Source organism: Cellulosilyticum lentocellum DSM 5427 (assembly GCF_000178835.2).
In the GTDB taxonomy this organism is placed as follows: domain Bacteria; phylum Bacillota; class Clostridia; order Lachnospirales; family Cellulosilyticaceae; genus Cellulosilyticum; species Cellulosilyticum lentocellum.
The window spans coordinates 2,553,811-2,569,128 of record NC_015275.1 but is presented as its reverse complement, the minus strand read 5'-3'; the positions used below and the strand labels follow the sequence as shown (position 1 = coordinate 2,569,128).

Sequence of the window (15,318 nt, the reverse complement as noted above, 5' to 3'; positions counted from 1 at the left end):
AAGAACTATACATTAAATCTAAATAATATGATGTCCCCATCTTGTACTACGTATTCTTTTCCTTCAAGGCGTACGAGACCTTTTTCTTTAGCAGCGGTGTAGGAACCACAAGCAACTAAATCATCAAAGTTAACAATTTCTGCACGAATAAAACCACGCTCAAAGTCTGAGTGGATTTTTCCAGCAGCACCAGGGGCTTTGGTTCCAACAGTAATTGTCCAAGCACGTACTTCTTGTGGACCAGCAGTTAAGTAGCTAATTAAACCAAGTAATTTATAACTAGCTGCAACAAGGCGGTCAAAGCCAGTAGACTCAAGCCCTAAATCTTGTAAAAATACTTGTTTTTCTTCATCATCTAATTCTGAAAGCTCTTGTTCAATGCTAGCACAAATAACGAAAGTCTCAGAACCCTCTGCGGAAGAAAAGTCTTTTACGCGTTTAACATAGTCATTTTCAACATCACCAATTAAATCTTCTTCAGAAATATTAGCGGCATAAAGCATAGGTTTAGCGGTAATAAGACCTAATGAACCAATAAAGGCATCTTTGTCAGCATCCTCACCTAAAAGTGTGCGTGCAGCTTTGCCAGATTCTAAAGTACTATAGATTTCTTGTAAAATAGCAACTTCTGCAGCTATTGTTTTATCGGTTTTGGCAACTTTTGCAGATTTGGCAATTCTTCTTTCTAAGACTTCCATATCAGCAAAAGCAAGTTCTAAATTAATAGTTTCAATATCACGAATAGGATCTACGGTCTTATCAACATGAACAATATTATCATCTTCAAAACAACGCACAACTTGTACAATAGCATCCACTTCTCTGATATGAGAAAGGAATTGATTTCCTAATCCTTCACCTTTGCTAGCGCCCTTAATAAGCCCAGCGATATCTACGAATTCGATAGCTGCAGGTAAGACGCGTTGTGAATTATACATGTTTTTTAATACTTCTAATCTTTTATCAGGTACAGCTACAACCCCTACGTTAGGTTCGATTGTACAAAATGGGTAGTTAGCAGATTCTGCACCTGCTTTAGTTAATGCATTAAATAGTGTACTTTTTCCTACGTTAGGTAGTCCAACTATTCCAAGTTTCATATGTTTCATCCTTCCTCAAACTCAGTTATCCTCACCTCTTTGATCAAGAGGAATCTGTGAAATAAATAGAGTGATATGTTTTATCATGTATAGTTTATCGCATAATAAATAAAACTGCAATAAAATGCAGTTTTATTTACGATGACAGCAACTTTTACTTAGGAAAAAACCTAATAAAATGCCAAAAAAGAATAGAGTAGATGGAAGTGAGAGGATAGAACGTAAAGAACAATCGTCTTGTCCTTCTTTTTGTCTAGCTACAACACGATAATGTGGGAATTGGGATGTCATGGGTAGATTCTCCTTTAAATTAAGTTTAATGCTAGTATGAATAAAATGAAATAGAATTATACCTCGTTTACAGGATTGATGAAATCTCCTATAATAAGTCCTAGAAGGAGGTGTATTATGGAAATACCAAACATTTATTTCCCTCATTTGGGACTATCATTTCATTTATCAGCAGAGGCTTTTAGCGTTTTTGGTATAACAGTTTATTGGTACGGCATTATTTTAACCACAGGTATTATTTTAGGTACACTTTTGGCCGTCTATATTGCTAAGAAGGAAAGAATAAATCCAGAAATCATAACGGATTTTGTATTATATGATATCCTTTTTGCACTTTTAGGTGCTAGAATTTATTTTGTAGCATTTAAGTGGGATTATTATAAGGAAAACTTAGGAGAAATTTTTAATATTAGACAAGGTGGGATTGCTATTTATGGTGCCATTATTGCGTCTATTCTTGTTGCTATTATTTACACAAGATATAAGAAGATTAAGTTCTTCCAATTTGCCGATATTGCCACCTATGGTTTGATTTTGGGTCAAGCGATTGGAAGGTATGGTAATTTTGTGAATAAAGAAGCTTTTGGTAGTTATACCAACAATCCTTTAGCTATGGCTATTTTAAAATCAGAAGCAAAACCGCCTCTTTCAGATGAAGTACTTAATCATATTGTACGATTTGAGACTTTTGGAACTGCCGAATATATTCAAGTACATCCTACATTTTTCTATGAATCAACTTGGAATTTCATTTTGCTTATCCTATTGTTATTTTATAGAAAGCATAAAAAGTGTAATGGAGAAATCTTTTGTTTATATTTAATTGGCTACGGAATAGGACGATTTTGGATAGAAGGATTACGTACGGATCAGTTATTACTGCACCTTACTGGGATTCCAGTTTCTCAAACTGTTGCCATATCATCCATAATTTTGGGAATAATTGGAATAATTATGTGTCGAAAATCATTTATTAAACAATAAAATAGAATTAATTATCCAAAAAAAGAGAATAATTGTTGTTTTCTTCCAAAAACTATATTATAATACCTTATATAGATAAAAAAGGTTTAATTTTTGTTTTTTTTGTTTAAGGGGGATTAATATGAATGAAGTGAAAAAGAGCATTACATTTATGCAAAATAATTTAAACAAGCTCTTGCATACTGCTGGTCCAACTGGATGTAAAACACCGGGAATTTACTCACTAAGTATTAAATTAGATAAAGAAATTGTTAAGTATTATAAATCATTAAGTCATCACTAGTAATAAAGGGCTAACCCTATGGGGTTAGCCCTTTTTGTGTGTCATAAACTTGAGAGAGATTTGCTATTTAATAAAAAGTTAATGATTTATTAAGATTTGACTTGAAATTTTCATGAAAACAGCCTAAAATATAAGAAAATGGGTGTAAGTGGTGAGAAGTGGGGGGGAGTGGTGAATGTTTATAGGTGAATATAAGCATAGTCTTGATGAAAAAGGCAGAGTTATCGTTCCTTCTAAATATAGGGAAAAGCTAGGAGAATGTTTTATCCTAACGAAAGGACTTGATGGATGCTTATTTATTTATCCCCTTTCTGAATGGATGCTTTTTGAGCAAAAGCTAAAAGGGTTACCACTTACTAATTTAAATGCAAGAAAGTTTGTTCGTTTCTTTTTATCGGGGGCAGTGGAGTGTACGACGGATAAGCAAGGCAGAATTTTGATTCCAACTCATTTAAGAGTATATTCTGAGATTGAAAAAGACATAGTATTTATTGGAATGAGTAATCGAATTGAAGTATGGAGTAATAGTAAATGGGAAGCTTATAATAATGAAAGTTTGGATGTAGAATTACTAGCTGAGCAAATGGAAGAGTTAGGAATATAAAGGTGATAAAATGAAATTTGAACATGTATCTGTATTATTAAATGAATGTATTGAAGGTTTGGCCATTAAGCCTAATGGGACGTATGTAGATGGTACATTAGGTGGGGCTGGACATGCCAGAGTAGTATGTAACTATTTAACAGAAGAAGGGCATTTTATTGGAATTGACCAAGATAAAAATGCTTTAGCAGTTTCTACCGAAAGGCTAAAGGATGTAAAGCCTAAAGTTTCAATTGTTAATAGCAATTTTGAAAAAGTAGCAGAGGTGTTAGAAGTATTAGGAATAGAAGGAGTAGATGGAATGCTTATTGATTTAGGTGTTTCTTCACATCAATTGGATGAACCTTCTAGAGGCTTTTCTTATATGCATGATGCACCACTTGATATGCGCATGGATCAAGATGGGGCTTATACAGCATACGAAGTTGTTAATGATATGGCAGAAGAAGAGCTGTTTCGTATTATTAAAGAATATGGAGAAGAAAAATGGGCTAAAAGAATTGCTCAATTCATTGTAGAAGAAAGAAAACAAAAGCCTATTGAAACAACCTATGAATTAGTAGAAGTGATTAAAAAGGCAATTCCTCAAGGGGCAAGGAAGGATGGGCCACATCCTGCTAAGCGTACTTTTCAAGCTATACGTATTGCAGTCAATAGAGAGCTAGAAATTATTGAACCTACTATTAAAGCGATAGTGGATAAGCTCAATAGTGGAGGAAGACTTTGCATTATTACTTTTCACTCCTTAGAAGACAGAATTGTAAAGCATGCTTTTAGAAATTTGGAAAACCCTTGTACTTGTGCACCACATATTCCAATATGTGTATGTGGGAAAAAACCACTTGTAAAGGTAATAACAAGAAAACCAATTTTACCTTCAGATGAGGAGATAGAAATTAATCCACGTTCTCGAAGTGCTAAATTAAGAATTATAGAGAAGTTATAATTGGAGGGGTGAAGTATGGCAAAGGAGTTTAAGAAGGGGTATAATTACCAGTATGATAGTACAGCACGGGCTTATGAACAGCCGATTATTAGTCCTGTACCAAGTACTGAGCCATTAAAACGTCCAAGAAAAGCTCAAAAGAAAAAATTAGATATTGCTTTTGGTATGCAACTTTCTTTTTGTGGTGTTGTTTTATTTACAAGTGCCTTTCTTTATATTAATAGTTATGCTTCGCTTCGCGCCAAACAAGGTCAACTGATTGAATTAAAAAATAATATGATAGCAGTAAAAAGTGCTATTAGTGAAACACAAGCGACGATATCAGAAAAGCTTAACTTAGATTATATACGTGAACGTGCAGCAAATGAACTTGGTATGAGAGAGCCTTTACCACATCAAATCGTTTATATTGAGTTATCAGAAGAGAGTTATACCTCATACGAGAAGTAAAGAAGTAGGTAAAAAGATGAAAAAACGGACAAGAGCAAAGAAAAAGCATAACCTAGTGACTAGAAAACACCTGAACAGGCGTATTGTTATTTTGAATATATGCTTCTTTGGTGTTTTTTTATTTCTAGGTTGGCAAGTAACAAGTATTAAAATCTTTAAAGGGGAAGAATATACCAAGGGTGCTTTAAGTAATATGACCAGAAGTGAATCTATTATAGCAGCTCAGCGTGGTGATATTGTAGATCGAAATCATAAGACATTGGCTACAAGTGTTTTGGCGTATAATGTTATTTTAAGCCCTAAAGATATTCTAACGCTTAAAGAAGAACAACAAGAAAAATTATATGCTACATTAGCTAAACAGGTAGACAAAACAGTCGATGAAATAAGAAACATCGTTAATGAAAGATCTAATTCAAAATATTATATTCTAGCTAAAAGAATATCTACTGAAAAAGCAGAGCCTCTTAAAGGTTTGGGAGGAGTAGCATTAGATAGAACTTATGTAAGAAAGTATCCAGCAGGTGAGTTGGCTGCACAAGTATTAGGCTATTTTAATAAAAATGAAGAAGGAAAATACGGTATAGAACAACAGTATGAATCCTATTTGGCAGGTAAGCCAGGTAGAGAATTTTCACAGATGGAAGGTTCTAAAATTATCACAAGACAATTACAAGATGCAGAAGCGGGAAGTACGATTACCTTAACTTTGGATGAAGTGATTCAACAATATGTAACTACAACTATGGAAAAATATATTGAGCAGTATAATCCCATTAATGCATCTGCAATCATAATGAATCCTAATACAGGTGAGGTTTATAGTATGTATTCCTATCCTAGTTATAATCCGAATACATATAATGATTTAAGTGAACAATTAGGAGCCAGTACTTGGAAAGGGTTGTCTTTAGATAAACAAACAGAAAAGCTTTTAGAGGCGTGGAAAAATCATACCATGCAATATATGTATGAACCCGGTTCTACTATGAAACCCATTATTATGGCAATGGCATTAGAAGAAGGTGTTATTAAAGGGGATGAAACCTACAATTGTCCAGGATATAAGGTTGTAGCAGATACAAGAATTAGTTGTTGGAAAACTGGTGGACATGGTGTACAAACTTTGGAAGAGGTAATAGCCAACTCTTGTAATGTGGGAATGATGGAGCTTACTAGCGGTATGGATAATGATGTTTTCTTAGAGTATATTAAGCGCTTTGGTTTTGGCGAGGAGACAGGTATTGAGTTAGCTGGAGAAGAAGTTGGCTTACTAGGCAAGAAATTAAATGTTGTGGATAAAGCAACTTATTCAATGGGGCAAAACCTGACAGTTACGCCGTTGCAACTTATTACAGCTTTTTCAGCAGTCGTTAATGGTGGGTATCTTATGGAACCCTATGTAGTTTCTAATATTATAAATGAAGACGGTGAAGAACTTCTTAATCAGAAAAAAGCAGTACGTCGTCCGGTTATTTCTTCTGAGATTTCTACTCTTGTGACGAGCTATTTGAAAAAGGTAGTAGAGGATGGAACTGGTACAGCAGCGGCTATTTCAGGGTATGATATTGGTGGGAAAACAGGAACTGGTGAAAAGCGGGTGAATGTTGACGGCAAGTTAGAGCGTCCAGAAGATGAATATGTTGTTTCCTTTATTGGAGCTGCACCTATCAGTAAACCTGAAGTTGTAGGATTAGTTGTTTTTGATGGTTTACCTGATAAAACAGGTGCTCCTTCAGCTGCTTTTAAAGAAATGATGGAAAATATTTTACCTTATTTAGATATTGAGTTGAATGTTAGCGCTGAGAATGCAGCAAGTACAGTAAGTGTAGTACCTGATGTTTCTAATAAAAATATTTATGAAGCGGTAGAGATTCTTAAGCAAAATGAGTTAGACTATGAGTTTGTTGGTGTAGGTAGTGAGGTTATAGATCAAGCACCAAAGGCTCAGGCTTTATGGAATAAAGGTGGAAGTGTAAAACTTTATTTAAAAACTAACCAAATGGATCAAATAGAAGAGGTTCCAGATTTGATAGGAAAAACAATAGAAGAAGCACAGACATTAGTAGAAGGTAAATTTGTAATTGAAGGTGCTATCTCAGGAAGTATATCGAGTCAAATGCCAAAAGCTGGTACAAAAATAGAAAAAAATAATAAGATTATCGTAAAAACAACTGAATAATGGCATAATGCCTCCTCCTTTAAAATACACTTTAGGTAAGACAACTTTTAAAGGAGGAGTTTTTCTATGCAAAATGATGTTTCTCTTGCTTTAAAGAGAAGAATGCTGATTATAATGCTTTGCTTTACATTAGGTCTTTTAGGAATGGGTGTGCGCTTAGCTTATGTACAAGTTATAGAAGGAAAAAAACTTCAAGAACTAGCAGATGAACAGCAAACGAGAAATAGAGCCATTACTCCCACTAGAGGAAATATTTATGACCGGAATTTAAATGTACTTGCAAAAAGTGCTTCAGTTGCTACTATTGGTGTAGTACATGCACAAATTACGGAACCAGAACGTGTTGCAAAAGTATTATCTGAGCATTTGAATATGGACTACGATGAAGTTTATAAGAAGGTGACAAAGCGAGTAGCTTTCATGCGTATTGCTACAAAGGTAGAAAAAAGTTTGGCAGATGAAATTCGTAGCCTGAATTTATCAGGTGTGAAAGTAGATGAAGATTCAAAACGCTATTATCCTTACCATACATTAGCTTCGCAGACATTAGGGTTTGTAGGAAAAGATAATCAAGGCATTATTGGGTTAGAGGTCAAGTATGATAGTTATCTGAAGGGTATTCCAGGAAAAATCTTAATGGAAACCAATGGTAAAGGTGAGAGAAGAGAGGAAGAAGTTGAGGTAAGGATTAATCCGGAAAATGGCAATCACCTTGTAACAACCCTAGATTTAACTTTGCAAGAGTATGCTGAACAAGCTATAGAAAAAGCTGTGGAGATGAAAGGAGCTAAAAGAGGGGCTATTATTATGTTGAATCCCCAAAATGGAGAAATTTATGCATTAGCTACAAAACCAGACTTTGACCTTAATGCACCTTTTACCATTAACAATGAAGGTATAGCGAATAATTGGGATTTATACTCATCAAAAGAAAAGCAAGAATTCTTAAATCAAATGTGGAGAAACTTCACCATTAATGATACCTATGAACCAGGATCTACCTTTAAAATTTTTACTTCAGCCATGGGACTTGAAGAGAATGTGGTAAGCGAGAATAGTCAATTTAACTGTTCAGGAAGTAAAGTAGTAGCTGGAAGAACCATCAAATGTTGGCGCAGTCCACGTTCTCACGGCGCCGAGAATTTTGTGCAGGGGGTTCAAAATTCATGCAATCCAGTTTTTATGGAGGTGGCAGAACGTGTTGGTGCTAGTAAATTTTACGACTATATGATAAAATTTGGCTTCAAATCCAAGACAAACATCGATTTGCCTGGGGAAGCAGTAGGAATCTTACATAATAAAAGTAATATTGGACCTGTAGAATTAGCAACCATGTCTTTTGGGCAATCTTTTCAAATTACACCTATGCAACTTTTATCTGCAGGTGCAGCAGCTGTTAATGGTGGTTATAAAGTAACGCCACATTTTGGTAAAGAGATTGTTAATGATAGGGGGGAAGTATTGACAACCTTTGAATATGCTAAAGGTGAACAAATTATCTCGAGTGAAACAAGTGAGCGCCTAAAAAAGATCCTAGAGAGCGTTGTTTCTGAAGGAGGAGGTAAGAAAGCGTATATTCCTGGTTATCGTATAGGGGGAAAAACTGCTACTTCACAAAAATTACCCCGTGGTTCGGGAAAATATACAGCCTCTTTTCTGGCTTTTGCGCCAGCTGAAAATCCAGTGGTAATGACACTGGTGATTATTGATGAGCCCCAAGGTACTTATTATGGTGGAACTATTGCAGGACCTGTTATGAAAGAAGTTTTATCTAATGCGCTTCCTTATTTAGGGGTTGAACCAACTTATTCAGAGACAGAACAGAAGTTGGATGAAGTTCAGAAAGTAATGGTACCTTCTTTTGTGGGAATAAAAGTTACAGAAGCAAAAAGCCTAGCGGAAAAGCAAGGAGTTGCGATTCGAATTGAAGGAGAAGGAAGTCAAATTGTTAATCAATTTCCTTTAGAAGGAGAGGTCATTAACAAAACGACGAAAATTATTCTTTATACAGACTAGATGACTTTTTTATCTGAATGAGTCGTGCTATAATAACTAGGAAATGAATAAGGAGGGTTACCATGGAACTAAGTAAACTATTAACGGGACTAAATTATGTATGTGTAAAAGGTAACGAACATCAGGAAGTTGACCATATGATTTATGATTCACGTATCAAGACAAATGCGGGATTATTTATTGCTATAGAGGGATTTAAAACCGATGGCCATCAATTTATTGAGGCGGCCATTGCAAATGGTGCAAAAGCTATTTTAGTACAAAAAGATGTAGAGATAAAAGAAGATGTTACAATCATTAAGGTGGAGGATACAAGGCTAGCTATGGCATTAGTAGCGAATAATGCCTATGGACATCCATCAAAGCAATTTGAACTTGTAGGTGTAACAGGAACTAATGGTAAAACAAGTATTACTTTTTTATTAGGACAGATTTTAGAAGCTTATCATAAAAAAATAGGAATTATTGGAACGATTGAAAATCGTATAGGAAGTCAAATTTTAAAAGCTGAGCGTACAACACCTGAATCTTTAGATTTACAAGCTTTATTTAAAAAGATGGTAGAAAGTCAAGTAGACACAACTTTAATGGAAGTTTCTTCACATGCTTTAGCATTAAGTCGTGTAGCAGGTTCTGATTTTAAAGTGGGTATATTTACGAATCTTACTCAAGATCATTTAGATTTTCATCAAACGATGGAAAATTATGCTGCAGCTAAAGCAAAGCTTTTTACTATGTGTGAAACAGGTATTGTTAATAAAGATAGTGATTATATAAACGAAATTATTAAAGGTGCTACATGTAATCTTGTAACGTATGCCATTGACAAGGATGCAGATTACAAAGCAACAAATGTAATAATAACTGCTGCAGGTGTAGAATATACTTTAGTGTGTGACCAGGGAACCTTTAAGGTTGATGTGCCTATTCCAGGTAAATTTACTGTTTATAATACATTAGCAGTTATTGCAGCAGCCCGTGCATTAGAAATTCCAATGACACATATTCTTGCAACGTTAAAAATAGCAAAAGGTGTTCCTGGCAGGGTGCAAGCTTTTAAATCTATCAAAGGTTATAGTGTATTAGTTGATTATGCGCATACACCCGATGGCTTAGAAAATGTTTTATCAACTATAAAAGAATTTGCACAAGGTCATATTATCACAGTATTTGGCTGTGGGGGAGATCGTGATAAAACAAAGAGGCCAATTATGGGAAAAATTGCTGCTACTTATTCCGATCATGTTTTTATTACCTCTGATAACCCAAGAACTGAAGATCCGCTTCTAATCTTAGACGAAGTAGAAGTAGGTGTTAAGGCAATAACAGATAATTATGTTAAAGTTGAAGATCGTAAGGCTGCTATTGAAATGGCATTAAGTGAAGCAAAAGCTGAAGATGTTGTACTGATTGCAGGCAAAGGTCATGAAAATTATCAAATTTTAAAAGATAGAATTATCCACTTTGATGATAGTGAAATTGTTAATGCGTATCTACAGGGGGAAATAGAATGAAATTAGATATACAAGACATTATATCAGCTGTAGGAGGCAAATGTATTCAAGAAGGTTTAATAAAACAACCTATTGAGGTGATTACAACAGACTCAAGAAGTCAGGTAACAAATGGTTTATTTGTACCCCTGAAAGGTGATCGCTTTGATGGACATGAGTTTATTAAAAGTGTATACGAAAAAGGAGTAATTGCCACCTTAACTATGGAGGATAAAGTGATTGACCCCCGTTTATGGACTATTAAGGTAGAGGATACGAGACAAGCGTTACTAGATCTAGGACATTATTATAGAAATCAATTTACAGTACCAGTTGTAGGAATTACAGGTAGTGTAGGAAAAACAAGTACAAAAGAGATGGTTGCAGCTGTTTTAAGTGGCAAGTGGCATGTGCATAAGACGGATGGTAATTTCAATAATGAAATAGGTTTGCCACTTACCTTATTTAAAATGGATGCATCACATGAAGCTGCGGTTATCGAAATGGGCATGAATCATTTTGACGAAATTCATCGATTAAGTTTAGCAGCAGCACCAGAAGTGGCAGTTATTACTAATGTGGGAACCTCACATATTGAGAATCTTGGAAGTAGAGAAGGTATCTTAAAAGCAAAGCTTGAAATATTAGATGGTTTGATGCCAGGGGGCTTATTAGTACTTAATGGTGATAATGACCTTTTAAGTACAGTGGGTGAATTACCTTTTAATAAGGTGACTTACGGTTTAAATACAAGTAATGATTATTATGCAGAGGCTATTGCCAATGAAGGAGAATATACTACTGCAATAGTGACAACACCGCAGTATAAGTGCAACATACGTATTAAGGCATTAGGAGAACATATGGTATATAATACACTGGCTGCTATTGCTGTCGCCCAATATTTAGGTTTAAGTAAGGCTGAAATTCAAAAGGGATTAGAAAGCTATGCACCAGCAAAAATGCGTATGCATCTTGAAACTTATGATAATCAAATAACAGTTATTGATGATACTTACAATGCTAGTCCTGACTCTATGGAGGCGGCCCTTAAGGTACTTAGAGATTATGATACAAAGGGAAGAAAAATAGCAGTGTTAGGTGATATGTTTGAAATGGGGGAATTTGCCCCAGAACTTCATAAAAAGGTAGGAGCATTTGCTGCTGAAATAGGGATTGATAGAGTTTATGCAGTAGGGACTCTAGCAGAATATATTTTTAAGGGTGCCAAAGAACAAGAAGGTGCACCAACATTTTATTATCCAACGAAAGAAGCGTTTATTGAAGTAATGCAAAGGGAACTTCAAGCAGAAGATACCGTTTTATTTAAGGCATCTAGAGGGATGCATTTTGAAGAAATGCTAGAAGCAGTAAGAAAGGTGAAGTGAGATGAAAAATGAAGCATTATATGCGGTTTTAATTGCATTCTTTTTAAATATTGTAATGAGCCCCTTTGTAATACCATTATTACAAAAATTAAAATTTGGGCAAAATGTAAGAACCGATGGACCTAATTCTCACCTTAAAAAGTCAGGGACCCCAACAATGGGGGGTATTATCATATTGGCTAGCCTTGTTTTAACAAGCTTATTATTTATTGTTAATAATAAAGAGGTTCAAACTATTTTATTTGTAACTTTAGGTTTTGGTATTATTGGATTTATAGATGACTATATTAAGGTTGTAAAAAAGCGTTCTTTAGGTTTAACAGCTATGCAAAAAATTATAGGACAATTGATTGTAACTTGTATTTTTGCGTATTTACTAGCGAATTATGTGGGGTTAGGTACTAGCATTATTCTACCATTCACAGGCGGAAGTGAGTGGGATATGGGTGTTTTATATTGGCCATTTTTAGTAGTAGGTGTACTGGGGCTAGTTAATGCAGTTAATTTAACAGATGGTTTAGATGGCTTAGCTTCAGGAGTAACTGTTTTAGTTGCTACTTATTTTGCAGCTATTGCATGGGGAATTCAAAGTAATGTCGTACCTATTGCAGCAGCGGCAGTAGGAAGTTTACTGGGCTTTTTATTATTCAATAGCTATCCTGCCAAAGTATTTATGGGGGATACAGGATCTCTTGCATTAGGTGGTTTTGTGGTTGCTACCGCTTTTGTTATGAAAATGCCGTTGTTTATTTTAATAGTAGGATTTATTTATGTAGTAGAAAATATTTCGGTTATTTTACAAGTGGCATATTTCAAAAAAACAAAAAAACGTTTATTTAGAATGGCACCTATTCACCATCATTTTGAATTAGGAGGATGGCCAGAGACAAAGGTTGTAACAGTTTTTTCGGTTATTACTGCCATTATGTGTTTAATTGGGCTTATTGCCTTATAGGGAGGAAAGTAACGTGGAAATCATGGGAAAAAATGTTTTAGTAGTGGGTAATGCCAGAAGTGGTATTGGTGCTGCTAAGTTAGCACATCAAAAAGGTGCGACGGTTTGTATTTATGATGGTAAACCTTATGAAGCATGGCAAGAAGAAGCTAAACAAACCATTAATGAGCTTAAATCACAAGGAATAATGTATACATTAGGAGAAATGCCTGATGTTAAAGCATTTGACCTTGTGGTGATGAGCCCAGGGATTTCTCCGGAGATTGAAGTCGTTCAGCTAGCTAAACAGCTAGGAAAAAAGATTACAGGAGAATTTGAATTTGCTTCATGGTACTGCAAGGCTCCCATTATTGCTATTACAGGAACAAATGGTAAAACAACGACAACCACTTTAGTAGGAGAAATTATGAAGAAATACAATCCGTCTACTTATGTGGTGGGAAACATAGGAAGGGCTTTTAGTGAAGAAGTGCTCCAAATACCTGAAAATGGCATTGTGGTAGCAGAAGTAAGTAGTTTTCAACTAGAAACAGCTGATACCTTCCATCCATTTATCAGCGCATTACTTAACATTACACCTGATCATTTAAATAGACATCATACAATGGAAAATTATTGTGCTTGTAAATATAATATTTTTAAAAATCAACCAGAGGAAGGATATAGTCTTTTAAACACTAAAGATCACTATTATGAAGAAGCAAAAAAACAGGTAAAAGCAAGGTGTATGAGTTTTTCTCTTCAAGAAATACCTGATTGTGGTGCGTATGTACAAGCTGACACTTTATATGAAAATGTTCATGGAACGGCTCATGCAATTTGCAAAATAGAAGACTTGCATATTAAGGGCACTCATAATGTAGAAAATGCTTTAGCAGCTATAGCTATGGCTGCCGCCTTTGGTGTACCTGGAAATTTAATTAGAGAAGTATTAACAACATTTAAAGGTGTAGAGCACCGTACAGAATATGTATTGACAAAGAGGGGTGTAGATTTCTTTAATGATTCTAAAGCAACAAACACAGATGCAGCTATTGCAGGTCTAGTAGGTTTAAGTAGCTTAAACAAACCTATTCGTTTAATTGCTGGGGGAATGGACAAACAAACAAGTTTTAAAGACTGGATTAAACACTTTAACGGTTTAGTAGAGAAAGTTTATATTATTGGTGAAACAAAACAGCAAATTGTAAAGGAATGTCTAGAAGAAGGCTTTACACAGGTAGCTACTTTCGAAACTTTGGAGGACGCTATCAAAGCAGCTTATAATGAGAGTAAGGCAAATGAATGTATCCTCCTATCGCCAGCATGTGCAAGTTGGGATATGTTTGAAAGCTATGAAAAAAGAGGAGAGCTCTTTAAAGAAACTGTAATGCAATTGGAAGGGTGAGATGATGGAAACAATTAGGTCAACTAACCTTACTAAAAGAAGAAAAAGGCAAGAACAAAGTACACCAGATTTTGTGTTAATGGCTATTATTTTAATCATTGTAGCTTTTGGTGTTGTAATGGTGTATAGTGCGAGCTTCAATTATTGTACAGGCAAAGGGTGGGCACCTACTAAATTAGCTATTAAGCAGCTTGGATTAGGGGCTGTAGGGATCATAGCGATGTTATGGATTAGCTTTAAATTTGATTATCATATCTGTACAAATCGTAATTTAGTACGCCTTTTTTACTGGGGAAGTATTCTCTTGGCAGCTAGTGTAAAGGTGATTGGTATTGAAGCTAATGGTGCAAAACGTTGGATTCAAATAGGAGGTATACAAATCCAACCATCTGAGTTTGTTAAATTAGCAGTTGTCCTTATGCTGACTTCCTTTATTATTAGAAATAAGAAGGATATGAATCGGCCCATTAACATATTAAAGGGCTGGTTACTTGTACTTATTCCAACAGGTGTAGTAGTTGTATTAGGAACAAATCTAAGCTCTGGACTCGTTATTGGTGGTATTGGAGCAGTCATTATGTTTTCTTGTACAGGCAAGGTGAGATACTATTTATTATTGATAGCATTAGGTGTGGGGCTGATTTTTGGTGTGCGTTACTTGGCCTCTGTAACACCAAAAGGTGAAGATCCTAATTTCCCTATTATCAATAAAATCTTACCAGGCTATCGTTTGGATAGAATTAGAGTATGGGAAGATCCTTGGACAGATCCTACGGAAGATGGGTATCAACCGATACAAGCATTATTAGCAGTAGGATCCGGGGGGTTATTTGGAGTAGGCCTAGGTTCAGGTGTACAAAAGTTAGGCTTTTTACCGGAACCCTATAATGATATTATTTTTGCTGTTATTTGTGAAGAATTAGGGTTAGTGGGGGCACTTCTCTTAATGTTAGGTTATGCTGTTATTGTTATACGAGGAATGGCTATAGCCATGCGGGCACCAGATTTTTCTGGTTCTTTAATGGCAATTGGGATTACTAGTATGATTGGGATTCAAGCAATTATTAATGTAGCTGTTAATACGAATACATTGCCTACTACAGGTATGCAGTTACCACTTGTAAGTTATGGAGGGACGGCTTTAGTAGTACTTTTAGCAACATTGGGACTTCTACTTAATATTTCTAGAAGTGCCGATATTGAAAAGCTGCAAAAGTAATAAGTCACATATTTCTACTT

Annotated in this window: 14 protein-coding genes; 12 read left to right on the top strand and 2 right to left on the bottom strand. The window is 35.2% G+C overall.

Features of this window, described 5'->3' with window-relative positions; all coding sequences use genetic code 11:
* Positions 1-5 precede the first annotated feature (5 nt).
* On the bottom strand, positions 6-1,100 hold the full coding sequence (ychF, locus tag CLOLE_RS11785; RefSeq protein ID WP_013657345.1) for a redox-regulated ATPase YchF: 1,095 nt from the start codon (positions 1,098-1,100) through the stop codon (positions 6-8).
* 132 nt (positions 1,101-1,232) lie between these two features.
* Positions 1,233-1,391 (bottom strand): hypothetical protein, encoded by a 159-nt coding sequence (locus tag CLOLE_RS23020; protein WP_013657344.1) that lies wholly within the window; start codon positions 1,389-1,391, stop codon positions 1,233-1,235.
* Between the two features lie 117 nt (positions 1,392-1,508).
* Here CLOLE_RS23020 and lgt point away from each other — a divergent pair, with 117 nt between their 5' ends.
* The 12 genes from lgt (at position 1,509) to CLOLE_RS11730 (ending at position 15,298) form a co-directional block, all read left to right on the top strand.
* Positions 1,509-2,375 carry a prolipoprotein diacylglyceryl transferase gene (lgt, locus tag CLOLE_RS11780; protein ID WP_013657343.1) on the top strand — a complete coding sequence of 289 codons (867 nt, stop codon included), beginning with the start codon at positions 1,509-1,511 and terminating at the stop codon, positions 2,373-2,375.
* A 121-nt stretch (positions 2,376-2,496) separates the two neighbouring features.
* Positions 2,497-2,658: a hypothetical protein gene (locus CLOLE_RS23015; RefSeq protein WP_013657342.1), complete on the top strand. Its 162-nt coding sequence runs from the start codon at positions 2,497-2,499 to the stop codon at positions 2,656-2,658.
* Positions 2,659-2,833: 175 nt separating this feature from the next.
* Positions 2,834-3,262: a division/cell wall cluster transcriptional repressor MraZ gene (gene mraZ, locus CLOLE_RS11775; protein ID WP_013657341.1), complete on the top strand. Its 429-nt coding sequence runs from the start codon at positions 2,834-2,836 to the stop codon at positions 3,260-3,262.
* Between the two features lie 10 nt (positions 3,263-3,272).
* Positions 3,273-4,208, top strand: coding sequence for a 16S rRNA (cytosine(1402)-N(4))-methyltransferase RsmH (rsmH, locus tag CLOLE_RS11770; RefSeq protein ID WP_013657340.1), 936 nt, complete (start codon positions 3,273-3,275; stop codon positions 4,206-4,208).
* 15 nt (positions 4,209-4,223) lie between these two features.
* Positions 4,224-4,658, top strand: a complete 435-nt coding sequence (locus tag CLOLE_RS11765) for a hypothetical protein (protein ID WP_013657339.1) — start codon at positions 4,224-4,226, stop codon at positions 4,656-4,658.
* A gap of 16 nt (positions 4,659-4,674) precedes the next feature.
* Complete coding sequence (locus CLOLE_RS11760; RefSeq protein WP_013657338.1) at positions 4,675-6,840, top strand: penicillin-binding transpeptidase domain-containing protein; 2,166 nt, start codon at positions 4,675-4,677, stop codon at positions 6,838-6,840.
* Between the two features lie 66 nt (positions 6,841-6,906).
* Positions 6,907-8,856, top strand: coding sequence for a penicillin-binding transpeptidase domain-containing protein (locus CLOLE_RS11755; protein ID WP_013657337.1), 1,950 nt, complete (start codon positions 6,907-6,909; stop codon positions 8,854-8,856).
* A gap of 62 nt (positions 8,857-8,918) precedes the next feature.
* Positions 8,919-10,370: a UDP-N-acetylmuramoyl-L-alanyl-D-glutamate--2,6-diaminopimelate ligase gene (locus CLOLE_RS11750; RefSeq protein WP_013657336.1), complete on the top strand. Its 1,452-nt coding sequence runs from the start codon at positions 8,919-8,921 to the stop codon at positions 10,368-10,370.
* Entirely contained in the window at positions 10,367-11,737 is a 1,371-nt protein-coding gene (locus CLOLE_RS11745; protein WP_013657335.1) for a UDP-N-acetylmuramoyl-tripeptide--D-alanyl-D-alanine ligase, read from the top strand. The genes CLOLE_RS11750 and CLOLE_RS11745 overlap by 4 nt, the downstream gene beginning before the upstream one ends.
* Before the next feature lies 1 nt (position 11,738).
* Positions 11,739-12,692, top strand: a complete 954-nt coding sequence (gene mraY, locus CLOLE_RS11740) for a phospho-N-acetylmuramoyl-pentapeptide-transferase (RefSeq protein ID WP_013657334.1) — start codon at positions 11,739-11,741, stop codon at positions 12,690-12,692.
* A 22-nt stretch (positions 12,693-12,714) separates the two neighbouring features.
* Positions 12,715-14,079 (top strand): UDP-N-acetylmuramoyl-L-alanine--D-glutamate ligase, encoded by a 1,365-nt coding sequence (gene murD, locus CLOLE_RS11735; RefSeq protein WP_242825798.1) that lies wholly within the window; start codon positions 12,715-12,717, stop codon positions 14,077-14,079.
* Positions 14,080-14,083: 4 nt separating this feature from the next.
* Positions 14,084-15,298, top strand: a complete 1,215-nt coding sequence (locus tag CLOLE_RS11730; RefSeq protein ID WP_041713716.1) for an FtsW/RodA/SpoVE family cell cycle protein — start codon at positions 14,084-14,086, stop codon at positions 15,296-15,298.
* Positions 15,299-15,318 lie beyond the last annotated feature (20 nt).